Here is a 25,175-nt window from a genome sequence, read left to right as displayed (position 1 = left end):
CGCACCGGCGCGAGGCCGTGCGGTCAGCTCTTGGTGCGGAACTTGTGGATCGCCACCGGCGCCATCACCGCCGTGAGCGCCGCCGACCAGGCCAGGCTCACCCACAGGCTGTGGGCCACCGGGCCGCCCACCATCAGTCCGCGGGCGGTGTCCGCGAGCGCGGACAGCGGGTTGTACTGGGTGAAGGTCCGCAGCCAGCCCGGCATCGTTCCGGGCGGGGCGAAGATCGACGAGCCGAACTGGAGCGGCATCAGCACCAGGAAGCCCATCGCCTGCACGGACTGCGCGTTCTTCATCACCACGCCGAGCGTGATGAACACCCACATCAGCGCCGAGCCGAACACCGCCGACAGGCCCACGGCGGCGAACAGGCCGGGCCAGTTCTCGATGTCGAAGCCGACCAGGACGCCGACGAACAGCAGGATCGCGGTGGCGATCAGCATCCGCAGCAGCTCCACCGCGATCTTGGCGAACAGCACCGAGCCGCGCCCGATCGGCAGGGACCGGAAGCGGTCCATGACACCGGAGTTGAAGTCCTGGTTGAAGCCGGTGCCCACGCTCTGGGCCAGGTTCATCCCCATCATGGCCATCAGGCCGGGCACGATGTACTGCACGTACTGCTGCTGCCCGCCGCCCAGCGACTGCCCGATCGAGCCGCCGAAGACGTACACGAACAGCAGAGTGAAGATCACCGGGAACAGGATCGCGTCGAACATCGACTCCGGGTCCTGTCGGATCCACAGCAGGTTGCGGCGGACCAGCGCGCCGGTGTGCCGCAGATGGCTGCGCAGCGGGATCCGGGCGTCGGCCTTGAGGCCGGCGGAGCCCAGCGGGGTCGTGGTGACGGCACTCATACGGCGACCTCTTCGCGGGTGTCGGCGGGCACGGTGTCCTGCGGGGCACTGGCGCGGTGGCCGGTGAGGGACAGGAACACCTCGTCCAGGCTGGGCAGTTCGGTGGTGATGGAGGTGATCGTGATACCGCGCGCGGTGACCGCGCCGACCACGGCGGTCAGCTGCTCGTCGCTGAGGACCGGCACGAGCAGGGAGCCGGTCGCGGTGTCGACGGTCGTCGCGGCGAGCCCGGTGATGCCCAGCTCGTCGAGCATCCCGGCCAGCGGGCGCACTTCGAGCGGGTCGGCCGGCTTCACGCGCAGGGTGCGCCCGCCGACCTTCGCCTTCAGCTCCTCGATGCCGCCGCCCGCGACGACCTTGCCGCGGTCGACGACGGTCAGCTCGGAGGCGAGCTGTTCGGCCTCCTCCATGTACTGGGTGGTCAGCAGCACGGTGACCCCGTCGCCGACCATCGCCTTGACCTCGGCCCACACCTCGTTGCGGGTGCGGGGGTCGAGGCCCGTGGTCGGCTCGTCCAGGAACAGGACGGCGGGCCGCCCGATCATCGAGGCGGCGAGGTCGAGCCGCCGCCGCATGCCGCCGGAGTAGGTGCGGGCCGGCCGCCGCGCGGCCTCGGTGAGCGAGAACCGCTCCAGCAGTTCGTCGGCGCGGGCGCGGGCCTCCTTGCGCGGCAGGTCGAGGAGCCGGCCGATCAGGTACAGGTTCTCCCAGCCGGGGAGCTTCTCGTCCACGGAGGCGTACTGCCCGGTCAGCCCGATGACCCGGCGCAGTTGCCGGGGCTGCCGGACGACGTCGTAGCCGGCCACGGTGGCCTGTCCGGCGTCCGGGGCGAGCAGGGTGGAGAGGATGCGTACGAGGGTGGTCTTGCCGGCTCCGTTCGGCCCGAGCACGCCCATCACGGTGCCCTCGCGCACGTTCAGGTCCACGCCGTCCAGCGCCTTGGTCTCGCCGTAGTGCTTGACCAGCCCCCGCACGGTCACGGCGTTCGGCACGCCGCCGGGGTTGTCGTCGATTCGCGTCATGCCCCGAACGGTGCCAGCCCCCACCGACAAACCACCGACAGCCCACCGACAGACGCCTGACGAGCACCTGTCGGGCGCGGTGAGCCCCACCTCCAGCCGCGACACCGGGCCGCTGTCCAGGAAACCGGCAGCCCCCGCCGATGGGGGAAGTCGGCGGGGGCTGCCCTGGTACCGCGATGGCTCGACGGGAGGTCAGTGCACCGAGTGCTCCTCCAGCGGGAACGTCCCGCCCACCACATCCTCCGCGAAGGCCTTGGCCGCGTTGCCCATGACCTCGCGCAGGTCGGCGTACTTCTTGACGAACTTCGGCACGCGCCCGCCGGTCAGCCCGAGCATGTCGGTCCACACCAGCACCTGCGCGTCCGTCTCGGGACCGGCGCCGATGCCGACCGTCGGGATGTGCAGCACCCGGGTCACCTCGGCGGCCAGTTCGGCCGGCACCAGCTCCAGGACCACCGCGAACGCGCCCGCGTCCTGAACGGCCTTCGCGTCCCGCAGCAGTTGCTGCGCCGCCTCCTCGCCGCGGCCCTGGACGCGGTAGCCCATGGCGTTGACGGACTGCGGGGTCAGGCCGATGTGGGCCATGACCGGGATGCCGGACTCCACCAGGAGCCGGATCTGCTCGTGGGAGCGCTCGCCGCCCTCCAGCTTCACCGCGCCGACGCCCGCCTCCTTCACCAGCCGGGTCGCCGAGCGCAGCGCCTGCACCGGGCCCTCCTGGTAGGAGCCGAAGGGGAGGTCGCCGACGATCAGGGCGCGGCGGGTGCCGCGGACGACCGCGGCCGACAGCATGGTCATCTCGTCGAGCGTGACGGGCACGGTCGTCTCGTAGCCGAGGTGACAGTTGCCCGCGGAGTCGCCGACCAGCATCACCGGGATGCCGGCCTCGTCGAAGACGGACGCGGTCATCGCGTCGTAGGCGGTGAGCATGGGCCACTTCTCGCCGCGTTCCTTGGCGAGGGAGATGTCGCGAACAGTGATGCGGCGAGTGCCCTTGCCCCCGTACAGCGCCTTGCTGCCGTCGGAGGGCTTGTTGTGGGCAGCCGAAAGCTGCGTCATGACAACGGCTCCTTCAGTCATCTCGGGGCGCCCTTACGGCGTCCCCGGATCCCTCCCATGGTGGCACCTCGTGCCGGACGCGGCCAGAGGAGCCCCGTGTGCGCAACGTCTCGGCACGGAGGGCGTAAGATCTGGGTAAAGGATTGCGATACGAGACGGTCTCGTATCGGAAGTGCCCCTACGCTCGGCGCCATGACTACTCCTGCCGACCGTGCCGCCCACGGCCCCCGGGTTCCGGAAGCGGTGCACCGCCGCCGTTGGGCGATTCTCGGCGTGTTGATGCTGAGCCTGCTGATAGTGGTGCTCGACAACTCGATCCTGAACGTCGCGATCAAGACCATCTCAACCCCCGCCCCGACCGGCCTGGGCGCCACGCAGAGCGAGCTGGAGTGGGCGATCAACGCCTACACCCTCGTCTTCGCGGGCCTGTTGTTCACCTCGGGCCTGGTCGGCGACCGCATCGGGCGCAAGAAGGTCCTGATCGGCGGCCTCGTGGTGTTCGGTGCCGGTTCCGCGCTGGCCGCCGAGTCCGGCTCGCCGGGCCAACTCATCGCCTTCCGCGCGGTGATGGCTCTCGGTGCCGCCTTCGTCATGCCGGCCACCCTGGCCGTCCTGATGAACGTCTTCGAACGCGAGGAGCAGCCCAAGGCCATCGGCATCTGGGCGGGCGGCGTCGGCCTGGCCATCGCGATCGGCCCGATCACCGGCGGTCTGCTCCTGGACCACTTCTGGTGGGGCTCGGTCTTCCTGGTCAACGTTCCCATCGTCATCCTCGCGGTCGCGCTGATGCTGTGGCTGGTGCCCGACTCCCGCGACCCGCGGCCCGGCCGCCTCGACCCGATCGGCGTGGTGCTGTCCGTCGTCGGCCTGGTCCTGCTCGTCTACGGCATCATCCGGGGCGGCGAGCTCGCCGACTTCACCAACGCGACCGTGCTGTCGACGATCGTGGCGGGCCTGCTCGTCCTCGCGGCCTTCGTGGTCTACGAAAAGCGCAGCGACCACCCGTCCCTGGACGTCACGTACTTCAAGAACAAGGTCTTCTCGGCCGCCATGACCGCCATCGCGCTGGTCTTCTTCGCGCTGATGGGCGTGACGTTCTTCGGCGTCTTCTACACCCAGAGCGTGCGCGGCTACTCGCCGCTGGAGTCCGGTGTGCTGATGCTGCCGCTCGCCGTCGCGCAGTTGATCTTCGCGCCGCGGGCCCGGCTGGTCGTCGACCGCTTCGGCAACAAGGCCACCACCACGGGCGGACTGATCCTGCTCGCCGCCATGCTGGCCGCCTTCGCCGGCTTCGAGGCCGACACGCCGATCTGGCTGCTGGAGGTCGTCTTCTTCCTCATGGGCACCGGCATGGCGCACATCATGACGCCGACCAGCGTCGTCATCATGCAGGCGCTGCCCCGGGAGAAGGCCGGCTCGGCCTCCGCGCTCAGCAACACCTTCCGCCAGGTAGGCGGCGCCCTCGGCATCGCCGTCCTCGGCTCGGTGCTCTCGACGGCGTACCGCAACGACATCGAGGGCAAGCTCGGCCTGCTGCCGGCCGGACTGCGGGACAAGGCCGGAGAGTCCATCGAGGCCACCCTCGGCATCGCGGCCAAGCTCGGCCCGCAGGGCAAGGCCCTGATCGGCCCGGCCAACGACGCCTTCCTGCACGCCATGCACGTCACCGCGCTGTGCGGCACCGTGGTCGCGCTCGTCGGCGCGGTCGTGGTGGCCGTGTTCCTGCCGGGCAAGGAGGCCCTGCCGCGGAAGGGCGAGGAGGAAGAGGAACTGGTGGCGGCGGTGGAGTAGCCGCGACACGGGGGCCACGCGGCGACGGGGGACTGCCGGCCGGAGGGGGCCGTCGGTGGGTTGAACCCACCGACGACCGCCCGATAGGACAATCTCCCTGTACGACGAAAGGACGGCCCACGTGAGCTTTGCCGACAGCCACGCCGCTGCCGACGCCCCCGTGCGGGGGCGCCCCCGCAGCGAAGCGGTGGAACGCGCCATCGTGGAGGGCGTGATGAAGCTGCTGGAGGACGGCGTGCCGCTGGCCGAACTCTCCATAGAACGCATCGCCCGCACCGCGGGTGTCGGCAAGGCCACCATCTACCGGCGCTGGAGCGGCAAGGAGGAGCTGTTCGTCGACGTCGTACGCGCCGCCGAGCCCCCCGACCCCGACCTGCCGGGCACCTCCATGCGCGACGACCTCGTGGCCATCCTCGAACAGCTGCGCCGCCGCGGCCTGGTGAGCCGCAGCTCGCTCATCCTGCACAACGTCTACGCCCAGATGAAGAGCAGCCCGAAGATCTGGTGCGCCTACCACGCGACCGTGGTCGAGCCGCGGCGCAAACTCCAGGTGGAGGTCCTGCGCCGCGGGCAGCGCGACGGCGAACTGCGCCGGGACATCGACGTCGACCTGCTCGGCGACCTCTTCGTCGGCCCCATGCTGGTGCGCAGCGTGATGCGCCCCGACGCCGGCCTGCCCGAGGGGCTGTCGGAGCAGATAGTGGACGCGGTGCTCGAAGGGCTACGGCCTGTCAGTTCCCCGCGCTGATGTGCGCGTTTCGTCACAGATGGGGCTGTGGGCGGCGCAACCGGAACTCCGCGCGCCGACTTCTTCGTCATCCTGCCCGTACGGCCGTCAAGGACGGCGGGAACGGCGCCGATCATCCCCTAGGGTCGTAGAACACGGGGGTGAACGGTGTGCACGGCAGGCAGTGAGGCGACGGTATGGCGCGACAGGCGTACGTGACGGAGACGGCGGGCGGCTCGGGGCCCGAGCGCCCAGGAGACCGGTTCCGGCGCCTGGCGCACGGCTTCTCCGGCGGCCGGCGCGGCGACGCGCGGTTGTGGCGCCGGGGCCTCCTCCTCGCCGCGCTCGCGGTCGTCCTCGCCCTGGTGCTGCTGACGCACGCGCAGATCCCCAACCGGATCGGCAACCTCGGCAGTCTCACCGAGACCTTCCTGCCGTGGGCGGGCCTGTTCGTACCGGTGCTGCTGGTACTGGCCCTGGTGCGCAGGGCGCCGATCGCGCTGATCGCCGTGCTGCTGCCCGGGATCGTCTGGCTCAACCAGTTCGGCAGCCTGCTCACCGACAAGACGGGCCCCGGCGGCGAACTGACGGTCGCCACGCACAACGTCAACGCCGACAACCCCGACCCGTCCGGCACCGCCCGGGATCTGGCCGCCTCCGGGGCCCAGGTGCTCGCCCTGGAGGAGCTGAAGACGTCCGCGCTCCCCGTCTACGAGCGGACGCTCGCCCCGGCGTACCGGTACCACACGGTGCAGGGCACGGTCGGGCTGTGGAGCAAGTACCCGATCAGCGGCGTCCGCTCCGTCGACATCAAGCTGGGCTGGACGCGCGCCCTGCGCGCCACCGTGCGAACGCCCGAGGGGCCCGTCGCGGTGTACGTCGCCCACATGCCCTCGGTACGGGTGAAGCTGAACGCCGGCTTCACCGCCGCGCAGCGCGACGAGAGCGCGGACGCGCTGGGCGAGGCGATCGCCGGTGAGCAACTGCCCCGGGTGGTCCTGCTCGGCGATCTGAACGGCACCATGAACGACCGCTCGCTCAACGCCGTCACCTCCCAGATGCGCTCCACCCAGGGCGCCGCGGGCAGCGGCTTCGGGTTCAGCTGGCCGGCGTCGTTCCCGATGGCGCGGATCGACCAGATCATGGTCAGGGGAGTCGAGCCGGTGAGCTCCTGGACCCTGCCGCGCACGGGCAGCGACCATCTGCCGGTGGCCGCGCGTGTGAACGTCACCACATCGGCAACCGGGTCTTAACCTGCTGGAATACTGGGCCTGAGAGGCTTTGTTCCGTCTCTGAACATACGCGGATCTCCGCGGTACGGAACTCCTGCCCCGCACGCTTCGAAGCTCTGAAAGGCCCTCCATGCCCCTGGCTGTGCTCGCCCTCGCCGTGGGCGCCTTCGGCATCGGTACCACCGAGTTCGTCATCATGGGGCTGCTCCCCGACGTCGCCGACGACCTGCACGTCTCGATCCCCGCCGCCGGGCACCTGGTCTCGGCGTACGCGCTGGGCGTCGTCATCGGCGCCCCGCTGCTGGCCGCCGTCACCTCACGGCTGCCCCGCCGGCACGTCCTGATCGGCCTCATGGCCCTGTTCGTCGTCGGCAACGCGCTGTCCGCCCTCGCCCCCGGCTACCACTGGCTGCTGGCCGCCCGCTTCCTCAGCGGACTGCCGCACGGCGCCTTCTTCGGTGTGGGCGCCGTCGTCGCGGCGACCATGGTGCCGCCGGAGCGCAGGGCCCGCTCGGTGTCCCTGATGATGCTCGGCCTGACCCTGGCGAACGTCGTCGGTGTCCCGGCCGCCACGCTCATGGGCCAGCGCCTCGGCTGGCGGGTGACCTTCCTCGCGGTCAGCGTGATCGGGATCGCCGCGATAGCGTCCCTCGTCCTGCTGGTCCCGCGCGACCGCGGCCACGCCCCCGCGGCCGGCCTGCGCCGCGAACTGGCCGCCCTGCGCTCCCTCCCGGTCTGGCTGGCCCTGCTGACGACCGTGGCGGGCTTCGGCGCGCTGTTCTCGGCGTACAGCTACATCACGCCGATGCTCACCGGCTCCGCCGGGTACGCCGAGGCCGGAGTGACGCTGCTGCTGGCCCTGTTCGGGGTGGGCGCGACCGTCGGCAACCTGCTGGGCGGGCGCCTGGCCGACCGCTCGACGCGGGGCACGCTGTTCGGCGGGCTCACCGCGCTGGCGGTCGTGCTGGCACTGTTCCCGCTGCTGATGCGGACCGAGTGGAGCGCGGCCCTCGCGGTGGCCCTGCTGGGCACGGCGGCGTTCGTCACCGGTTCGCCGCTCCAGCTCATGGTCATGGAGAAGGCGTCCACGGCCCCGTCCCTGGCCTCCGCGGCCAACCAGGCCGCGTTCAACCTGGCGAACGCGGGCGGGGCCTGGATCGGCGGGCTGGCCCTCGCCGCGGGCCTCGGCGTGACCTCGCCGGCGCTCGCGGGGGGCGTCCTCGCGGTGCTGGGCCTCGCGGTGGCCGGCCTGGCGTACCGGGTGGACCTGCGGCGGGCGGGTGCCGCGCGCGCCGGTGCCGTGCGGGCCGGGCGGGAGCGTGTGGTCGCGTCGCACGTGCCGTCCACGGCCCGTACGGGGGTGCCTTCCCGCTCGACGAGCACGGGGGAACTCCGGGACGGGGCCGTCCGGGCCGAGGGCGCTGCGGGTGGTCCGGGGGCCTAGCCCCGGGGCACCCGCACGCCCCCGTACTCCCGTACTCCCGTACTCCCGTACTCCCGTACAGGATCCGGCGCCTACGCCGACTCCCGCCAGCCGTTCGTGATCGGCAGGCGCCGGTCCTTCCCGAAGCCCTTCGCGGAGATCTTCGTGCCCGGCGGGTACTGGCGCCGCTTGTACTCGGCCGTGTCGACCATGCGGAGCGTCTTCGTGACCAGCTCGCGGTCGTATCCGGCCGCGACGATCAGGTCGGCGCCCTTGTCCTGGTCGACGTAGAGCTCCAGGATCGCGTCCAGCACCGGGTAGTCCGGGAGCGAGTCGGTGTCGACCTGGCCGGGGCGCAGCTCCGCGCTCGGCGGCTTGGTGATGGAGTTCTCCGGGATCGGCGGGACCTCGCCCCGCTCGGCCGCGGCCCGGTTGCGCCACTCGGCCAGCCGGAAGACCGACGTCTTGTACACGTCCTTGATCGGGCCGTACGCGCCCACCGAGTCGCCGTACAGCGTCGAGTAGCCCACCGCCAGCTCCGACTTGTTGCCGGGCGCGAGGACGATGTGGCCCTCCTGGTTGGAGACCGCCATCAGCAGCGTGCCGCGCAGCCGGGACTGGAGGTTCTCCTCGGCCAGGCCCGTCAGGCCCAGGGAGTCCATGTACGCGTCGAACATCGGCGCGATCGGGACGGTGCGGAAGTTGAGGCCAGTGCGCCGTGCCAGCTCCGCGGCGTCGTCCTTGGAGTGCTCCGAGGAGTACTTGGACGGCATGGAGACGCCGTACACGTTCTCCGCGCCCACCGCGTCGCAGGCGATCGCCGCGACCAGCGCGGAGTCGATGCCGCCGGACAGGCCGATCAGCACGGAGCGGAAGCCGTTCTTGCGCACGTACGCGCGCAGGCCCACGACCAGTGCCGTGTAGACCTCCTCGTCGTCGTCCATGCGCGCGGCGTACCCGTCGGCCGGACCCGGCTCGTAGGCCGGCAGCGGTTCCTCGGACAGCACCGTCCGGTCGATGCGCAGACCGTCGTCGACCAGGCCCGTGGGCGCCTTCGCCGAGGCGGCCGGCAGATCCAGGTCCAGCACCATGAGGTCCTCGGCGAACTGCGGCGCCCGCGCGACCACCTCGCCGTCCTGGGCGACCACGATCGAGTCGCCGTCGAAGACCAGCTCGTCCTGCCCGCCGGTCATGGCGAGGTAGGCGAGGGTGCAGCCGGCCTCCTGGGCCCGCTTGCGGACCAGGTCGAGGCGGGCGTCGTCCTTCAGGCGCTCGTACGGCGAGGCGTTGATCGAGACCAGCAGCCCGGCGCCCGCGCTGCGCGCGGCCGGCACCCGGCCGCCGTCCTGCCACAGGTCCTCGCAGATGGCGAGCGCGACGTCGACGCCGTGCACCCGCAGGACCGGCATGGTGTCGCCGGGGACGAAGTAGCGGAACTCGTCGAAGACGCCGTAGTTCGGCAGGTGGTGCTTGGCGAAGCTCAGCACCACCTCGCCGCGGTGCAGCACCGCCGCCGCGTTCTGCGGCGCGCCGGCAGGCATGCCGTACTTCGGCTGGGCGGTCTCACCGCGGTCGAGGTAGCCGACGAGCACCGGCAGCTCCCCGAGGCCCTCCGCGGCGAGCCGGGCGGCGAGGGCGCGCAGCGCGGCGCGGGACGCCTTCACGAAGGACGACCTGAGGGCCAGGTCCTCGACGGGGTACCCGGTCAACGCCATCTCCGGGAACACCGCGAGATGCGCTCCGCGCTCGGCGGACTCCCGGGCCCGGCGGACGATCGCCTCGGAGTTCCCGGCGAGGTCTCCGACGCGCGAGTCGATCTGGTTCAGGGCGAGACGTAGTTGAGGCACGCGCCCAGTGTAATCGTCAAAGCGACGCGATGGCCGGGCGCGGAGGTGTGGGCCACCCCACGCCGCCCGCGCCCACGAGGGGGCCGGGGATCGCCGCGGCGGACCGTGCGCCGAAGACCGAGCGGCGCGGCGGCCTGGCACCGGGCCGCCGCGCCGCTCCCGCGTTCCCGGCAGCACCCCCGGCCTCGGCACGACGCGGGCGGACCAGCCGCCCGGGCCCGCGGTGAGTCCGTCAGGCGTGTACGGCGTGCTCACCGCTCACGTGTACGCCACCCACTGCGCCCAGGCGCCCACGGGCCGCCGTGCAGTGCCTTGCCTCCCCCTGATCGCACCGCGACGAGACCGTCACCGACCTCCAGCCCCGCGTGCTCCCCAACCGCCGACCCTTGTCGGCCGCCGCCCGGCCGTGAGGAGGCGTCCCGTGTTCGTGTCGCTCGTGCGCGGTGGGCCGTCTGCCGGCCGGCTGTGGGCTCCGGTGGGCGGGGACTGCCCCGAGCGTGGCGGTAACCGCCATCGTGCCCGCGCACTCGCCGCGCGTGTCCGGGTGTCCGACCCTGTCGGCCGGTGTCTGGCCGTGAGGAGGCGTCCGCCTTCATGTGGTCCGTCCGCCGGCCGGCCGTGGGCCCTGGTCGGCAGAGGTTCGCTCGTGGGTGTGGCGGTGCCGCCCCGTGCGCTCGCGTCGGTTGTCCGGGCGCCCGTTCTCGCCGCCCTGCGGCGGTCGCGGACGCTGCCGCCCGGCCTGCCGGTCACCGTGCTCGCCGCCGACGACCCGCGCCGGGCCGCACCCCGGCGGGAGTGGTGGCACGCCCGGCCGCGGGCGCTCGCCGCGGTCCCGGGCGGCGCGTTCCGGCCGAGCGCACCCGTCGGCCACCCGCTCATGCTCGACCGCCCCGAGGACGTCGCCGACACCGTGCTGCACGCGCGCGTGCGCCCGCTCCTCCCGGAGGAGAAACGGGCGCACGGCCGCTGACCTGGCGTCAGCGGCGGTAGGACTCCACGTAACCGTTCGCGGGGGAGCCGACGCCGGTGACGGTGTCGTAGCCCTTGACCGCCTTGAGCGAGCTGTCCTTGCCGAGGCTGCGGACGGAGACGCTCAGGCCGTCCGCGGCGTCGACGCCGTTGACGTAGTCGACCCGCGCGACCGCGAGGTCCTTGCCGGTCGGCTGGTCCACCACGTCGTGGTACACCTTCGAGCCGTACTTGGCGTAGATCGCCGGGTTGGCGAAGCCGATCGCCTTGCCGCCGCGGGCCTCCTGGGCGAGACCCTGTACGGCCGCCATGACCGGCGCGGCCAGCGAGGTCCCGCCGATGCGGTACTCGCTGTACCGCTGCGACCCGTCCGGGAAGGTCTGCGTCTGGCCCACCAGGAAGCCGGTGTTCGGGTCGGCGACCGCCGCGATGTCCGGGACGACGCGGTTGCCGGCCTTGTTGTTGGCCGTGGCCAGCGCCTTCGGCACGACGCCCGTCTGGTACGACGGCTGCGGCACGGTCCGGCTGGTGCCGCCGCCCGCGCCCGAGGTGAACGCGCCGGGGAAGCCCGCCCAGCTCCTGCCGTCCGCGGACAGCGAGGCCTTCTGGGTGCCCCAGCCGGTCTCCCACAGGTACTTGTGGCCCTTGCCGACGGCCAGCGAGGTACCGCCGACGGCGGTCACCCACGCCGAGTTGGCCGGGGTGTCGACCTGCTTCGTACCGGTGTTGGCGACCTCGTCGCCGTCGTCGCCGGAGGAGAAGTAGAAGCCGATGCCCTCGACCGCGCCGAACTGGAAGACCTGGTCGTAGGCCGCCGCGACGTCCGGCGTCTCGTTGGCCTCGATGTCGCCCCAGGAGTTGGAGACGATGTCGGCCAGGTGGTTGTCGACGATCTTGCTCAGCGAGTCGAGCAGATCGTCGTCGTAGCAGGAGGCGGCGCCCACGTAGACGACGTTCGCGTCCGGCGCGACCGCGTGCACGGCCTCGACGTCGAGGGTCTCCTCGCCGTACCAGCCGGCCGCCCCGCACTCCTCGGTGTCCGTGTAGCCGGCCGGGAGCACCTGGCGCAACTGGCCCGTCTTCCAGGGCTTGTCGCCGTTCTTCTTCGCGTAGTTGGCCGCGTCGAAGGCGATGGTCGGCGAGGCGTACGCGTCGGTGATGGCGATGCGGACGCCCTTGCCGGTGTACTTGCCGGCGCCGTAGGCGGACCGCAGTTCCTTGCCGGTGTAGCCCTTGACGGCGTACGGGACCTTCTGGCCGTACGCGGAGGGCAGCGTGCTCGCCACGTTCGAGCCGTAGTACGTGGAGAACGGCCCGGCGTTCTTGAACACGTCGTCCGGCGGCGGCAGCTGGTCCTTGTGCTTCGCCTTGTGCGGCGCGTTGTCCAGGCCGGTGACGGTCAGGACGGCGCCGTTCAGGGAGGCCGGCACCGAGGCCGTCCGCGCCGGGGCGCGGTAGGTCCGCGAGCCCTTGGCGAAGTTGTGCAGCTGGGTGCCGAACGCCTTCTCGGTGGCGGCGACGTCACCGGAGACGGCGACGTAGTGCGCCGTCACGGCGGTGACCTTCAGCCCCGACGACGCCAGCCACGACTTGACGGCGGCCACCTGGGCCTTCGTCGCGCCGAAGCGCGCCTGCGCCTCCTGGGCGCTCAGGTACTTGCCGTACGAGGCCGAGGACGGGTCGGACACCGCCGCGGCGTACTGGGCGAGGCCGGCGGCGTCCCGTCCGGCCAGGTAGACCCGGGCGTGGACCTGGGCGCTGTCCGAGGTGGCGCCCTTGTCCGCCGTGACCGTCGCCCAGACGGGCCTGGTGCCCGCGAGCGCGCTGCGGCCCGGGTTGTCCGCGGCGTGCGCGGGTATGCCGAGCGCCAGTGCGCCGGCGAGCAGCGGCAGGGTCGCCGCCACGCTCATTCCGGCGCGCGCTGTGGCACGGTTGGATCTCATAGAACCCCCTGCGATGCGTTCGCATGTGACGCAATGAGTGGTCGGTCCTCGCACGATCCGCGCAGAGCCCGCGGCGGTAAGGGTCTTTCGTCTGGATCACACGATCGGGGCCACTCTTCCCGATGAACCGTTCATGTCAGGGGAATGTGAAGGCCAAGAGAAGCCCAAGGAACCGCCAGGCGCGGCGAATTGCGGCTTTCGCCCCCGGCCCCGGGGAGTCGGGGGACGTTCGGGTCGCGAAGGGGGCGTCCGGGTTGCGAAAGGGGCATCGGGGCTATGAACGGGGCGCCGCGCCACGCTCCTTGAGCATGTCGGCCATCAACCGCATCTCCGAGCGCTGCGATTCGACCATGCCCCGCGCGAGCCTCTTCTCCACACCCACCGTGCAGCGGGCGACACAGCCCCCGGCCATGTGGACGCCGCCCTTGTGATGGTCCGTCATCAGCTGGAGGTAAAACACCTCGGCCTGCCTGCCGCCGAGTTCGCCGAGCCTGCGCATCTCGGAGTCGGTCGCCATGCCGGGCATCAGCGCGCCGTCCTGGCCGGCGGGCACGTCGCCCATGCCCATCCACGTCATCGGCGGGTCCGCCGACACCTTCGGCAGCTCCCACAGGTCGAGCCAGCCCAGCAGCATGCCCCGCTGGTTGGCCTGCGTCTGCGCGATGTCGTAGGCGAGACGGCGGACTTCGGTGTCCGTCGTACGGTCGCGCACGATGAACGACATCTCGACGGCCTGCTGGTGGTGGACCGCCATGTCCCGGGCGAAGCCGGCGTCCGCGGAGCCGGCGGCGGGCGCCTTCGCGGTGTGGCGCGCCCCGCCGCTGTCCTCGGCGACCGCGTACGTGATCGCCCCCGTCGCGACCAGCGCGGCCGCCGCGGCCCCGGCGATCAGCCCGATGTGCCTCAACGGTCCAGCCCGCCCGTGCAGGTGGCACCCGGCTCGGGCGTCTGCGGGCCCTGGACGAACTCGGCGAGGAACTTGTCCACTTGCGGGTCCTTCGCGCTCGCCACCGTGCGCTGGTGCGCCCAGGCGGACAGCATGAGAGGGTCCTTCTGGTCCTCGACCGGACTCATCAGCGTGTACGGCGTCTTCCTCACCTTCGCCGCGAGCGCGGCCACGTCCGCCTTGGACGCCTTGCTGTTGTACGTCACCCAGACGGCGCCGTGCTCCAGCGCGTGGACGGCGCTTTCGTTCTTCACCGGTTCGGTGTACACGTCGCCGTTGCAGTTCTGCCAGACCGGGTTGTGGTCGCCGCCGACCGGGGGCTCCATCGGGTAGGTCACCGGGGCGGTGGTGTGGTTGCGCTCCAGCGTGCCCTTCCAGATCCGTACGCCGTCCGCGCGGGTGACGAAGTGCCCGCCGTCACCGCCCTTCTCCTCGCTCGCCGCGGCCGGCGCGGCGTCCGAGGACCCCGAGTTCAGGAGCACCACGCCGCCGGTGACCAGCCCGGCCACGACGACCACGCTCGCGGCCACCGTGAGCAGCCGCGCGCGCCGCTCCCGGACGCGCTGCGCCCGGCGCATCTCCTCTGTACGGGCCTTGTGCTGTCCGGTGCCGGTCGGGTGCGCGGAGTCCATGGCGGAGTCCTTCGTGGGGAAGGGGCGGGCGGGTGAGACGTGCGGGCGGCCGTGCGTGCCCGAGGGGCCCGCTGATCGTAGTGGGACCGAAGCGCCCGCCGGGAGACCGCCGATAAGTTGAACGGCCGATGCGCATTATCTACCCTGGCCGCATGCGGCTGCTGCGCTCCACCGACATGGCGCTGCGCGTCCTGATGCGGCTCGCGGTCGCCGGCGAGTCGAGCCCCACGACCCGGGAGGTCGCGGGCGACATGGGCGTGCCCTACACGCATACCGCGAAGGTCGTCGCCGAGCTCCAGCACCGCGGTCTGCTCGCGGCCCGCCGCGGCCGCGGCGGCGGACTGACACTCACCGAAGCGGGCCGTAACGCCTCGGTCGGCGCCCTCGTACGCGCCCTGGAGGGCGAGGGCGACGTGGCCGACTGCGAGGGCAGCATCCCCTGCCCGCTCAGCTCCGACTGCCGCCTGCGCGGCGCCCTGCGGCGCGCCCAGGAGGCCTTCTACGCCGCGCTCGACCCCCTCACGGTCGCCGACATGGTCGCGGCGCCGACGGGACCGCTGCTGCTGGGGCTGCCCGCCATGCGGCCACCCACCTGAGCGCGGGGGCACGCACGGTCGGCCCCGGGGGAACCCGGAAGGGCGACCACACCGGAAGGCCGGCCGGGACGGTGCACACCGCCTCGGCCGGCCTTCCGAGCACATGGGCCCGATCGGTCAGGCGGCCGGCTGGGCCAGCCACAGGTCCGGTCCGAAGACCTCGTAGTGGATGTCGGCCGGGGACACGCCCTTGCCGATCAGCTGCTCGCGCACCGCCCGCATGAAGGGCAGCGGGCCGCACAGGTACGCGCGCGTGCCGGCCGGGACGTCGACGTCGCCGAGGTCGACCAGGCCGGGCCGCCCGGCGCCTGCCGCGTCGTCGACATCGACGTCGTACTGCTCGTAGAAGAAGACCGGTCGCGCGTCCGGCAGCTTGGCCGTGTACGCCTGGTGGTCGGAGCGGAGCGCGTGCGCGGCGGGGGAGCGGTCGGCGTGGACCACGGTCACCGGGGCGCCGTGGCCGGTGAGGGCGAGCTGCTCCAGCATGGCGATCATCGGGGTGACGCCGATGCCCGCGGAGGCGAGCAGCAGCGGCGCCTCGGTCTCCTCCAGGACGAGGTCGCCGTACGGGGCGGACAGCTGGAGGACGTCACCCACGCGCACGTGTGCGTGCAGGTGGTTGGAGACCTCCCCGTCGGGCGTCGTGGCGTCGCCGGCCACCCGCTTGACGGCGAACTGCCGCACCGGCGATCCGGGGGCCGCGGTCAGGCTGTACTGGCGGATCTGGCGGGCCCCGTCCGGTAGCTCGACCCCGACCGAGACGTACTGGCCGGCCCGGTAGCCGGGCACCGGGGCGTCGTCGACGGGGCGCAGCTTGAAGGTGGCCACGTCCGCGGTCTCCTCGATCCGCTCGACGACCTCCCACTCGCGCCAGCCGCGCTGCTCGCTCTGCTCGTACAGGCGCTTCTCGATGGCGATGAGGGCGTTGGCCATCAGCCAGTAGACCTCGGTCCAGGCGGCGGCGACCCCCGGGGTCACCGCCTCGCCGAGCACCTCGGCGATGGCCGCGAACAGGTGCTCGTGGACGACCGGGTACTGCTCCGGCGTCACTCCCAGGGACGCGTGCTTGTGAGCGATGCGCTGGAGCATTACGTCGGGGCGCTGGTCCGGGTTCTCCACCAGGTGGGTGGCGAAGGCGGCGATGGAGCCGGCCAGGGCCTGCCGCTGCGTGCCGGCGGCCTGGTTGCCGCGGTTGAACAGATCACGCAGCAGCTCGGGGTGGGCGTCGAACAGTCTGGCGTAGAAGCGCTCGGTGATCCGGTCGATGGCCGCGCCGACGGCGGGGAGGGTGGCGCGGACGGTGGCTGCTGACTGCTCGGACAGCATGGCGACTCCTCGATGACTCGATCGGATGGGCTCGATCGCTCGACTGATCGAAACGGTATTGAAACTTGCATTTGAGATGCAAATTATGGAGGCGTGTCCTCGGTCACGTGGGTGAGGGTTCGGCCATTACGGATGACGGTGCGAGCGGGCAAGATGGGCGGCAGAGCGGTACGCCGGGCGAGCGCCCTCGCGCGACGGCCGGGCGACGGGCTGCGCAACACGTGTGAAACGCGGCCGTGGTGGGATGCTCAGGTGCCCGACGGTCTCCCGTGACACCGAACACAGGCGGCCTGACCAGCAAGGATGGGGAAGCGGAAGATGGACAAGCAGCAGGAGTTCGTGCTCCGGACGTTGGAGGAGCGCGACATCCGGTTCGTACGCCTGTGGTTCACGGACGTGCTCGGCTTCCTCAAGTCCGTGGCCGTCGCGCCCGCCGAGCTGGAACAGGCTTTCGACGAGGGCATCGGCTTCGACGGCTCCGCCATCGAGGGCTTCGCCCGGGTCTACGAGTCCGACATGATCGCCAAGCCCGACCCGTCCACCTTCCAGATCCTGCCCTGGCGCGCGGAGGCCCCCGGTACGGCCCGCATGTTCTGCGACATCCTCATGCCGGACGGCTCCCCCTCCTTCGCCGACCCGCGCTACGTCCTCAAGCGCGCCCTGGCCCGCACCTCCGACCTCGGCTTCACCTTCTACACCCACCCCGAGATCGAGTTCTTCCTGCTCAAGAACCGCCCGCTGGACGGCTCCCGCCCCACGCCCGCGGACAACTCCGGCTACTTCGACCACACTCCGCAGGCCATCGGCATGGACTTCCGCCGTCAGGCGATCACCATGCTGGAGTCGATGGGCATCTCGGTGGAGTTCTCCCACCACGAGGGCGCCCCGGGCCAGCAGGAGATCGACCTGCGCTACGCCGACGCCCTGTCCACCGCGGACAACATCATGACGTTCCGCCTGGTCATGAAGCAGGTCGCGCTCGAGCAGGGCCTCCAGGCCACGTTCATGCCCAAGCCCTTCTCGGAGTTCCCCGGCTCCGGCATGCACTCGCACCTGTCGCTGTTCGAAGGCGACCGGAACGCCTTCTACGAGTCCGGCGCCGAGTACCAGCTCTCGAAGGTGGGCCGCTCCTTCATCGCGGGCCTCCTCCGCCACGCCGCCGAGATCTCCGCGGTCACCAACCAGTGGGTCAACTCCTACAAGCGCATCTGGGGCGGCTCCGAGCGCACCGCGGGCGCCGGCGGCGAGGCCCCCTCGTACATCTGCTGGGGTCACAACAACCGCTCGGCCCTGGTCCGCGTCCCGATGTACAAGCCCGGCAAGACCGGCTCCGCACGCGTGGAGGTCCGCTCCCTGGACTCCGGCGCGAACCCCTATCTGGCCTACGCCGTCCTCCTGGCCGCCGGCCTGAAGGGCATCGAGGAGGGCTACGAGCTCCCGCCGGGCGCCGAGGACGACGTCTGGGCCCTTTCCAACGCCGAACGCCGCGCGATGGGCATCGAGCCGCTCCCGCAGAACCTCGGCGAGGCCCTGACCCTGATGGAGAACAGCGACCTGGTCGCCGACACCCTCGGCGAACACGTTTTCGACTTCTTCCTCCGCAACAAGCGCGCCGAGTGGCACGAGTACCGCTCGGAGGTCACGGCCTTCGAGCTGAAGAAGCACCTGCCGGTGCTGTAAGAGCAGGTCAGAGCTGGTTTCCCGTTCATTCGGCGGGTGGGGCCGACGATCGCGGACCGTCGGCCCCGCGGCGTCTCACCGTTGCTGGACCGTCTCTGGGCCGTCCGGCACGGGATCGGTTCCCTCGTACAGGCTGTCCACGGACTTCCGGGCCCGCGCGTCGCTACTCGGCATGAGATGCGTGTAGACCCGGAGCGTGAACCCCGGATCGCTGTGTCCGAGGTAGCGGCTCAGGACCTTGATGTTCTCGCCGGCGTCCAGCAGAACCGAGGCGTAGAAGTGCCTGAGCGCGTGCATGCCATGCTCGCGGGCAGCCTGGTGACGCTCGCCCGGCTTCGGTTGGGGGATCACCCCGGCCGCGACGAGAGCGGGCTTCCAAGCGCGGTCGTTGAAGTCGGTCCGCCGAACGGCACCCGCACCATCAAGGCGGGTGAACGCCGATGCGCCCAGGTGGCCGCAGGTCGCCGACGTGATCCGGCAGCGGATCGCCGACGGCACCTACCCCGCCCCGCACACGCGCTGTCGCGCCGCAGGATCACCGTCCGCTCGTTGGCGCCGATGGCGGCGCCCATCGCGCGCCGCTGCTCGGCAGCCGGCGCCTGCCCGGCGGCAGGCACCTTGCCGATGACGAAGAAGGACCCCGTCGCCCAGCTCAAAGTTGTTGTAGCCGGTCGACCCGAGCTCGGCGAGGGTGGATCTGATGCGGCGCACGGTGCTCCTTGCAGTGACAGGATCGGTGCTATGGGCACCGAGACGGACTGGGTGTACCGGGTGTTCGAGCCGCACGGCTCGGAGGGATGGCGCCCCTACGGCAGCGACCCCGAACGGTGGCGGGGCACGATCACCGCCGACGATTCGAGCGAGGGCCCCCAGTACGCCCTTTCCCTTGTCGTCGCCGACCTGATGACCGAGTGGAAGGTGCGCGGCCTTCACCGGGCGAAGCACGTGCGGGTCTATCTCTGGCGCGACGAGGAGGGCGACCAGGAGGACGCCGACGCCATCGTGGAGGTCCGGCCGAGCATCCACGCTGAGTTACCGGCGGGCGACCGGATCCGCGCATCAGCGGGATACCGGCCCGGGGACGAGCGATAGACGGATCAAAGGATGAGCAGGTGGGCTCCAGCCACCGTGGGTGAGCTCGATTTCACCACCGCACCCTCGGCCCTGGACACGGTGGGCCGTGCGCTCGCAGCCCATCCTCAGATGCGTTCGCCGCCGCGACACCCGGACCAAGCACGAGCCCTGGTCTCGCCGACATGCAGGGCCTCGTTGTGCTCGACGAGGACACCCCAGTCACTGACGGCCGCTGCGCCCTGCCAACAGCAGGGAACGTGGGTTGCGATCCGCAGGACCACAGGGGGCTGTTTGCGCCCCTTCACATGCGGTCAGCCGGGCGCTTCCATGACGGGTCACGGCCCGCCAGTCCCAGAGCGCGGTCAAACAGCGGCGCGGTCGGCGGCACGCTGACCTCAGGGCCGAACACCCCGTACTGCCTGGCCATCTCGGCCTTGCCGACGATGTCCTCGTACAGCGCTACCGCGAGTTCGTGGTCCACGTTCAGCTTCTGCCCGGTGGCCACCGCCAGGTCCCAGCCGTGCAGCAGCCACTCGCCCAGCACGATCCCACCGATGAAGCGGGCCGGCATCCGCCCGCTCCCGGTCAGCGCCGTCTCGCCGGCCCATGCCTCCGGAGCACTCCAGACGGCGGCGGTCGCCGCCGACCGGGCGGCGTACGCCTCGGCCCAATCCGGCTCCGCGGTGAAGTCATGCCCCTCCGCCACTTCGTTCGGAGCCTGCGGGGGCTGCTTCAGTCCCGCAGCGTACCCCCGCACGCCGGTGAAGAAGATCAGGTGATTCAGGAGTGCACCGACCTTCAGCTCCGGACACGGTGTGCGCCCGTCGAACGCGTCCGGCCCGATCCCTCGGACGATGTCCACCGCCGATTTGGAGGCTCGGGCCATCACAGATCTCGTCTCCACGTCATCCCTTCCCCGCTTGCCGTCAGGCACGGTAGACAGGACGACGATGACGGGTATTGAACAAACGCGACAGCGGGCCATCCTCGACCCGCGTACCGCGGCTGAGCGGTTCCGACTCGACCACGAGCCGGCCCCGGCGGATCTGACCCCATTCGTGGACGGGTACTGGATCCTCCACTGGGACCTGACCGAACCACACCGGCAGCAAGTCCTCACTCACCCGGTGGTCCACCTCACCTTCACCACCGGCGGGCAGGCCCACATCACGGGCATCGTCAGTGACACGTTCACCCGAGAGATCTCTGGCACCGGCCGGGCACTCGGCCTGCGATTCCGACCTGGCGGCTTCCGCCCCTTCCTCACTGCCCCGGTGTCCACCCTCACCGACCGAGTCCTGGACATCGAAGAGATCTTCGGCCCGGCAGCGCGGGCAGCGGCAGACGCCATCATCACCGAACGCTGCGTGCCCACCGCGCTCCACCTCGCAGCCACGCTCCTGCGCGACTTCCGGCCCACGCCCGACCCTGCCATCGACAATGCGGCGAGGCTGGTCGAAACGATCAGCACCGACCCTGCTGTTCTACGGGTGTCCCAGCTGGCCGCGATCGCCGACATGAGCGTGCGCCGGCTGCAGAGGTTGTTCGCCGAATACGTCGGCATCGGACCCAAGTGGGTGATCCGGCGAGCTCGCATGCAGGAAGCCGCCGCACGTGCGGCCACCGCCCCGCAGGACTGGTCCGCTCTCGCCGCCGAACTGGGCTACGCCGATCAAGCACACTTCACCCGCGACTTCACCGCATCCATAGGGGCCTCCCCGGCGAGGTACGCGTCTTCGGCGGGACGCCGGAACGACTCCTGAGGTACCCGACCGCCCCGTTCACATAGAGTTACGGACTGGAAGTTGCCCGTGCCCCAGCCGTGCCCGATCGAGCGGGGAATCGGGCACCTGCCTGAGCTACTCGGGGCGGCTGCTCAGTCAATCGAGCGGGTTGGGTTATGCAGCTGGTGGACAGCGCCGACAGCGCCCGCTGACTCAATGAAGGTCATGGACTCCGCCGACCTCGGTTACTGTCTGGGGACCCGAGAGGCGGGCGCAGTGACGGGGGGCCGCCGCCGTGTCGATACGTGAGAACTTCGCCAAGCTCTTCAAGACCACGACCAGGACTCCTGACGGCGACCCGTTCGTGGTGGAGCACCCGTGTCAATGCTCGCCGGAGTGGCCCGGCTTGGAGACGACGGCGAACGGGCACATGCTTCCGGCCCAGCCCTCCAGCCACTACAGCGTTCTCACCAACCCCGAGGTCGGTCCGTTCGTCGCACGCTGCACCGGTTGTCACGCTCGGTATCCCAACCCTTGGGTGATCCCGCAGGGCGCGCCGATGCCTTTCGACTGGGCCCGTGAGGCTCCGCCGACCGCGTAAGCGCCGAGCAGGCGCAGTATGGGGAGAGAGTCGCACTCGCAGCCGGGGAGGCTGGGCTTTTGGGGCTGTGCGGGCGCGGCGTTCGCCGTCTGGGACAGCAGCGCCACGGAGGTGGGGGCCGCGGTCGTCAGACCGAGGGCCGGGGACGTGCGCAGTCCGGCGATCCGGGGGGCCGTGGTCCGGGCTTTGCGGTGCGACGCCAAGGGTGGCGCCTCCTTCCGTAGACCGCCTACCGGGTCAGCTGTCGGGTTCGGGCGGGTGGTCGGAAGGGTTGCCCTACCATCCCGTGCGCGCCGTGGGGGACGCGTGAACGGGACCGATTCACCCCAGGGATGAGTGGGTCCCCGGCTCCGGCTGCCGTGAGGCGCACCGGACTCGGCGCAGGCCACCCGTTCCGGCGTCGCTCGCCGGTGGGGTACGGGGTGCCCGCCGGGCACGCTGGCCAACGCTTGTGACTGCTGTGAAGGTTGGTGCGTGATATGTCCGCTACGTTTTCGTGACTTTCACGGTGCGCATACGGATGGCTGCACTCCGATGGTTTTCGGATCTCTGGCCGAAGAAGCACCTGTCGGTGCTGTAGGGCCCCCAGTGCGCAAGGGGTGACAGGGGGGTGCGTCCGATCTCCGACCGCGCGGAAAGCGGGTCCGACGTCAGGGCTCCGGCCCGGGAGTCCGGATAGGCTCTGGCCAGGACGGGCTTGATCCGACGGGAGGCCGGGATGACGGCGCCGGGGCGCAGGAGCAGTACCTTCACGCGGCTGCTGCGGCACGGCTTCATCCATGCCTCGGACGCCGAGCGGCTGCTGGACGGGCCGGACCTCGCGCCGCTCCGGGACGATCCGGTGCTGCTGGAGGCGCTGGGCGCCACCGCCGACCCGGATCTCGCGCTGGGCGGGCTGGTCCGGCTGCTGGAGGCGCAGCCGGAGTCCAAGGCCCGCCGCGAGCTGCTCGACACGCTGATAGCGGCCAAACCGCTGCGCGACCGGCTGCTCGGCGTGCTCGGCGCCTCCACCGCGCTCGGCGACCACCTCGCCCGGCACGCAGGCGACTGGCGGGCGCTGGTCACCTACGAGCCGCGCGACCTGCACCCGGGGGTCGAGGAGTTCGAGCACGGGCTCGCCGAGGCCGGCGACCCGGTCGGGCTACGCGTCGCCTACCGGCGCTGCCTGCTGTCCATCGCCGCCCGCGACGTGTGCGGCACCACGGATGTCGCCGAGACCGCCGCCGAGCTCGCCGACCTCGCCACCGCCACCCTGCGCGCCGCGCTCCGGCTCGCGCGGACCGCCGCGCCCGAGGACGACGCGCTGTGCCGGCTCGCGGTGATCGCGATGGGCAAGTGCGGCGGCCACGAACTCAACTACGTCTCCGACGTCGACGTGATCTTCGTCGGTGAGGCCGCGGACGGCGCCGACGAGGTCAAGGCCCTGCGCGCCGCGACCCGGCTCGCCTCGCACATGATGCGGATCTGCTCCGAGACGACCGTGGAGGGCTCGATCTGGCCGGTCGACGCCAACCTGCGGCCCGAGGGCCGCAACGGGCCGCTGGTGCGCACCCTCAGCAGCCATGTCGCCTACTACCAGCGGTGGGCCAAGACCTGGGAGTTCCAGGCGCTGCTCAAGGCCCGCCCGGTGGCCGGCGACCTGGAACTGGGCGGGCAGTACATCGCCGCGCTCGGCCCGCTGGTCTGGCAGGCCGCCGAGCGCGAGAACTTCGTCGCCGACGTGCAGAAGATGCGCCGCCGCGTGGTCGAGACCATCCCCATGGCCGAGGTCGAGCGCGAGCTGAAGCTCGGACCGGGCGGCCTGCGCGACGTCGAATTCGCCGTGCAGCTGCTTCAATTGGTGCACGGGCGGACCGACCCGTCGCTGCGCAGCGGCTCCACCCTGGACGCGTTGCAGGCGCTGGCCGCCGGAGGGTACGTCGGGCGTGTGGACGCCGTGCAACTCGACGACGCCTACCGGTTCCTGCGCTCCCTGGAGCACCGCATCCAGCTGTTCCGGCTGCGGCGCACCCACCTCGTCCCCGAGGACGAGGCCGATCTGCGCCGGCTCGGACGGTCGCTCGGCCTGCGCAGCGACCCGATCACCGAGCTGACCCGCGAGTGGAAACGGCACACCAGCGTCGTACGCCGGCTGCACGAGAAGCTGTTCTACCGGCCGCTGCTCGACGCGGTCGCCCAACTCGCTCCCGGCGAGGCCCGGTTGAGGCCGGAGGCCGCGCGGGAGCGGCTCGTCGCCCTCGGGTACGCCGACCCGGCGGCCGCGCTGCGGCATCTGGAGGCGCTGGCCTCCGGCGTCACCAGGAAGGCGGCCATCCAGCGGACCCTGCTGCCCGTGCTGCTGGGGTGGTTCGCGGACTCCGCCGACCCGGACGCCGGGCTGCTGAACTTCCGCAAGGTGTCGGACGCGCTCGGCAAGACCCCCTGGTATCTGCGGCTGCTGCGGGACGAGGGGGCCGCCGCCGAGAACCTCGCCCGGGTGCTGTCGGCCGGGCGGCTCGCGCCCGACCTGCTGATGCGCGCGCCCGAGGCCGTGGCACTGCTGGGCAACGGCGACGCGGGCGGCCTCGAACCGCGCGGCCGCGCCCAGTTGGAGCAGGAGGTCCTCGCCGCCGTCCGCCGCGCCGAGACCCCCGAGCAGGGCGTCACGGCGGCGCGCGGCGTACGGCGGCGGGAGCTGTTCCGTACCGCCGCCGCCGACATTGTCGGCTCCTACGGCACCGAGACCCGGCCCGCCGAGGCCGACCAGGGCGCGCTCGTGGACCGGGTGGGCGGCGCGGTGTCCGACCTGACGGCGGCGACGCTGGCCGGCACCCTGCGGGCGGTCGTGCGCAAGGGCTGGGGGGACACCCTGCCGACCCGGTTCGCGATCATCGGCATGGGACGCTTCGGCGGGCACGAGCTGGGCTACGGCTCGGACGCGGACGTGCTGTTCGTGCACGAGCCGTGGGAGGGCGCCGACGAGCGGGAGGCCGCCGAGGCCGCGGCCAAGGTGGTCGCCGAGATGCGCCGGCTGCTCCAGGTCCCGAGCGCGGATCCGCCGCTGCTGGTCGACGCGGATCTGCGGCCCGAGGGGAAGTCCGGGCCGCTGGTGCGCACGCTCAAGTCGTACGAGGCGTACTACCGGCGGTGGTCGCTGGTGTGGGAGTCGCAGGCGCTGCTGCGGGCCGAGCCGGTGGCCGGGGACGAGGACCTGGGGCGGCGGTTCGTCGAGCTGATCGATCCGCTGCGGTATCCGCGCGGCGGGCTGCGGGAGGACGCGGTGCGGGAGATCCGGCGGCTGAAGGCCCGGATGGAGTCCGAGCGGCTGCCGCGCGGCACCGATCCCAAGCTGCACACCAAACTGGGCCCGGGCGGGCTCTCCGACGTGGAGTGGACCGTGCAGCTGCTCCAGATGCGGCACGCGGCCGGGGTGGCGTCGCTGCGGACCACGCGCACGCGTGAGGCGCTGGCGGCGGCGCGGGAGGCGGGCCTTGTGTCCCCGGAGGACGCCTCGACGCTCGACGAGGCGTGGGTGCTGGCCACCCGGGTGCGCAACGCGGTGATGCTGGTCCGGGGGCGGGCCGGGGACACGTTCCCCACCGAGTCCCGGGAGCTGGCCGCGGTGGGGCGGTACCTGGGCTACGGGCCGGGGCACGCGGGCGACATGCTCGACGCGTACCGGCGGACGACCCGCCGGGCCCGGGCGGTCATGGAGGAGCTGTTCTACGGTTCGTGAGACGGCGGGCCGGC

General features: G+C 71.7%; 21 protein-coding genes, 1 pseudogene and 1 riboswitch. Of the genes and pseudogenes, 11 read left to right on the top strand and 11 right to left on the bottom strand.

What is annotated here, in order from left to right; translation table 11 throughout:
• Positions 1-23 precede the first annotated feature (23 nt).
• The 3 genes from ACFY3J_RS25090 to panB form a co-directional block, all read right to left on the bottom strand.
• Positions 24-854, bottom strand: coding sequence for an ABC transporter permease (locus tag ACFY3J_RS25090; protein ID WP_390841781.1), 831 nt, complete (start codon positions 852-854; stop codon positions 24-26).
• Complete coding sequence (locus ACFY3J_RS25085) at positions 851-1,876, bottom strand: ATP-binding cassette domain-containing protein (RefSeq protein WP_390841780.1); 1,026 nt, start codon at positions 1,874-1,876, stop codon at positions 851-853. The genes ACFY3J_RS25090 and ACFY3J_RS25085 overlap by 4 nt, the downstream gene beginning before the upstream one ends.
• 192 nt (positions 1,877-2,068) lie before the next feature.
• Complete coding sequence (gene panB / locus ACFY3J_RS25080) at positions 2,069-2,935, bottom strand: 3-methyl-2-oxobutanoate hydroxymethyltransferase (RefSeq protein WP_141361460.1); 867 nt, start codon at positions 2,933-2,935, stop codon at positions 2,069-2,071.
• 192 nt (positions 2,936-3,127) lie between these two features.
• Between panB and ACFY3J_RS25075 the strand changes: the two genes are divergently transcribed.
• The 4 genes from ACFY3J_RS25075 to ACFY3J_RS25060 all read left to right on the top strand — a co-directional run bounded on the left by ACFY3J_RS25075 (position 3,128) and on the right by ACFY3J_RS25060 (position 8,129).
• The gene (locus ACFY3J_RS25075; protein WP_384173928.1) at positions 3,128-4,726 is read left to right on the top strand and encodes an MFS transporter; all 1,599 of its coding nucleotides are present in this window, start codon (positions 3,128-3,130) and stop codon (positions 4,724-4,726) included.
• Positions 4,727-4,847: 121 nt separating this feature from the next.
• Positions 4,848-5,474 (top strand): TetR/AcrR family transcriptional regulator, encoded by a 627-nt coding sequence (locus ACFY3J_RS25070; RefSeq protein WP_384173931.1) that lies wholly within the window; start codon positions 4,848-4,850, stop codon positions 5,472-5,474.
• A 176-nt stretch (positions 5,475-5,650) separates the two neighbouring features.
• Positions 5,651-6,706 carry an endonuclease/exonuclease/phosphatase family protein gene (locus ACFY3J_RS25065; protein ID WP_390841779.1) on the top strand — a complete coding sequence of 352 codons (1,056 nt, stop codon included), beginning with the start codon at positions 5,651-5,653 and terminating at the stop codon, positions 6,704-6,706.
• A 109-nt stretch (positions 6,707-6,815) separates the two neighbouring features.
• Complete coding sequence (locus ACFY3J_RS25060; RefSeq protein WP_390841778.1) at positions 6,816-8,129, top strand: MFS transporter; 1,314 nt, start codon at positions 6,816-6,818, stop codon at positions 8,127-8,129.
• Between the two features lie 71 nt (positions 8,130-8,200).
• Here the strand turns inward: ACFY3J_RS25060 and ACFY3J_RS25055 are convergent, their stop codons facing one another.
• Entirely contained in the window at positions 8,201-9,955 is a 1,755-nt protein-coding gene (locus ACFY3J_RS25055) for an NAD+ synthase (RefSeq protein ID WP_384173940.1), read from the bottom strand.
• Between the two features lie 652 nt (positions 9,956-10,607).
• On the opposite strand from ACFY3J_RS25055, the gene ACFY3J_RS25050 reads away from it, so the two are divergent.
• Complete coding sequence (locus ACFY3J_RS25050) at positions 10,608-10,925, top strand: hypothetical protein (RefSeq protein ID WP_384173943.1); 318 nt, start codon at positions 10,608-10,610, stop codon at positions 10,923-10,925.
• 7 nt (positions 10,926-10,932) lie between these two features.
• On the opposite strand, the gene ACFY3J_RS25045 is transcribed toward ACFY3J_RS25050, so the two are convergent.
• From ACFY3J_RS25045 to ACFY3J_RS25035, 3 genes are all read right to left on the bottom strand, one after another.
• Positions 10,933-12,867: a protease pro-enzyme activation domain-containing protein gene (locus ACFY3J_RS25045; protein ID WP_384173946.1), complete on the bottom strand. Its 1,935-nt coding sequence runs from the start codon at positions 12,865-12,867 to the stop codon at positions 10,933-10,935.
• A 274-nt stretch (positions 12,868-13,141) separates the two neighbouring features.
• Positions 13,142-13,774, bottom strand: a complete 633-nt coding sequence (locus ACFY3J_RS25040) for a DUF305 domain-containing protein (protein WP_384173949.1) — start codon at positions 13,772-13,774, stop codon at positions 13,142-13,144.
• A complete protein-coding gene (locus ACFY3J_RS25035) occupies positions 13,771-14,445 on the bottom strand; it encodes a DUF3105 domain-containing protein (RefSeq protein ID WP_384173951.1) in 675 nt (224 codons plus the stop codon). Before ACFY3J_RS25035 ends, ACFY3J_RS25040 begins: the two co-directional genes overlap by 4 nt.
• A 152-nt stretch (positions 14,446-14,597) precedes the next feature.
• Between ACFY3J_RS25035 and ACFY3J_RS25030 the strand changes: the two genes are divergently transcribed.
• A complete protein-coding gene (locus ACFY3J_RS25030; protein WP_384173954.1) occupies positions 14,598-15,041 on the top strand; it encodes an RrF2 family transcriptional regulator in 444 nt (147 codons plus the stop codon).
• A gap of 117 nt (positions 15,042-15,158) precedes the next feature.
• On the opposite strand, the gene ACFY3J_RS25025 is transcribed toward ACFY3J_RS25030, so the two are convergent.
• Positions 15,159-16,367, bottom strand: coding sequence for a globin domain-containing protein (locus tag ACFY3J_RS25025; protein ID WP_384173957.1), 1,209 nt, complete (start codon positions 16,365-16,367; stop codon positions 15,159-15,161).
• Positions 16,368-16,685: 318 nt separating this feature from the next.
• Between ACFY3J_RS25025 and glnA the strand changes: the two genes are divergently transcribed.
• On the top strand, positions 16,686-18,047 hold the full coding sequence (gene glnA, locus ACFY3J_RS25020; protein WP_141361480.1) for a type I glutamate--ammonia ligase: 1,362 nt from the start codon (positions 16,686-16,688) through the stop codon (positions 18,045-18,047).
• A 75-nt stretch (positions 18,048-18,122) separates the two neighbouring features.
• Here glnA and ACFY3J_RS25015 read toward each other — a convergent pair whose 3' ends face one another.
• Positions 18,123-18,344, bottom strand: coding sequence for a tyrosine-type recombinase/integrase (locus tag ACFY3J_RS25015; protein WP_390841777.1), 222 nt, complete (start codon positions 18,342-18,344; stop codon positions 18,123-18,125).
• 444 nt (positions 18,345-18,788) lie between these two features.
• Between ACFY3J_RS25015 and ACFY3J_RS25010 the strand changes: the two genes are divergently transcribed.
• On the top strand, positions 18,789-19,139 hold the full coding sequence (locus tag ACFY3J_RS25010) for a hypothetical protein (RefSeq protein ID WP_384173964.1): 351 nt from the start codon (positions 18,789-18,791) through the stop codon (positions 19,137-19,139).
• 283 nt (positions 19,140-19,422) lie between these two features.
• On the opposite strand, the gene ACFY3J_RS25005 is transcribed toward ACFY3J_RS25010, so the two are convergent.
• Positions 19,423-20,025: a TIGR03086 family metal-binding protein gene (locus tag ACFY3J_RS25005; protein WP_384173966.1), complete on the bottom strand. Its 603-nt coding sequence runs from the start codon at positions 20,023-20,025 to the stop codon at positions 19,423-19,425.
• 46 nt (positions 20,026-20,071) lie between these two features.
• On the opposite strand from ACFY3J_RS25005, the gene ACFY3J_RS25000 reads away from it, so the two are divergent.
• Positions 20,072-20,884 carry a DUF6597 domain-containing transcriptional factor gene (locus ACFY3J_RS25000; RefSeq protein ID WP_384173969.1) on the top strand — a complete coding sequence of 271 codons (813 nt, stop codon included), beginning with the start codon at positions 20,072-20,074 and terminating at the stop codon, positions 20,882-20,884.
• 256 nt (positions 20,885-21,140) lie between these two features.
• A complete protein-coding gene (locus ACFY3J_RS24995) occupies positions 21,141-21,446 on the top strand; it encodes a hypothetical protein (RefSeq protein WP_384174114.1) in 306 nt (101 codons plus the stop codon).
• A 35-nt stretch (positions 21,447-21,481) separates the two neighbouring features.
• On the opposite strand, the pseudogene ACFY3J_RS24990 reads toward ACFY3J_RS24995, so the two are convergent.
• A pseudogene (locus ACFY3J_RS24990) lies at positions 21,482-21,649 on the bottom strand (glycoside hydrolase); the annotation flags it as partial.
• A 7-nt stretch (positions 21,650-21,656) separates the two neighbouring features.
• A riboswitch (cyclic di-AMP (ydaO/yuaA leader) is annotated at positions 21,657-21,837 on the bottom strand.
• Positions 21,838-22,164: 327 nt separating this feature from the next.
• Here ACFY3J_RS24990 and ACFY3J_RS24985 point away from each other — a divergent pair.
• Positions 22,165-25,161 (top strand): bifunctional [glutamine synthetase] adenylyltransferase/[glutamine synthetase]-adenylyl-L-tyrosine phosphorylase, encoded by a 2,997-nt coding sequence (locus ACFY3J_RS24985; RefSeq protein WP_390841776.1) that lies wholly within the window; start codon positions 22,165-22,167, stop codon positions 25,159-25,161.
• Positions 25,162-25,175 lie beyond the last annotated feature (14 nt).

Source organism: Streptomyces sp. NPDC001231 (genome assembly GCF_042896885.1).
GTDB lineage: Bacteria > Actinomycetota > Actinomycetes > Streptomycetales > Streptomycetaceae > Streptomyces.
Note: the sequence above shows the minus strand (reverse complement) of the source record. Positions and strands in the feature narration are given on the sequence as shown.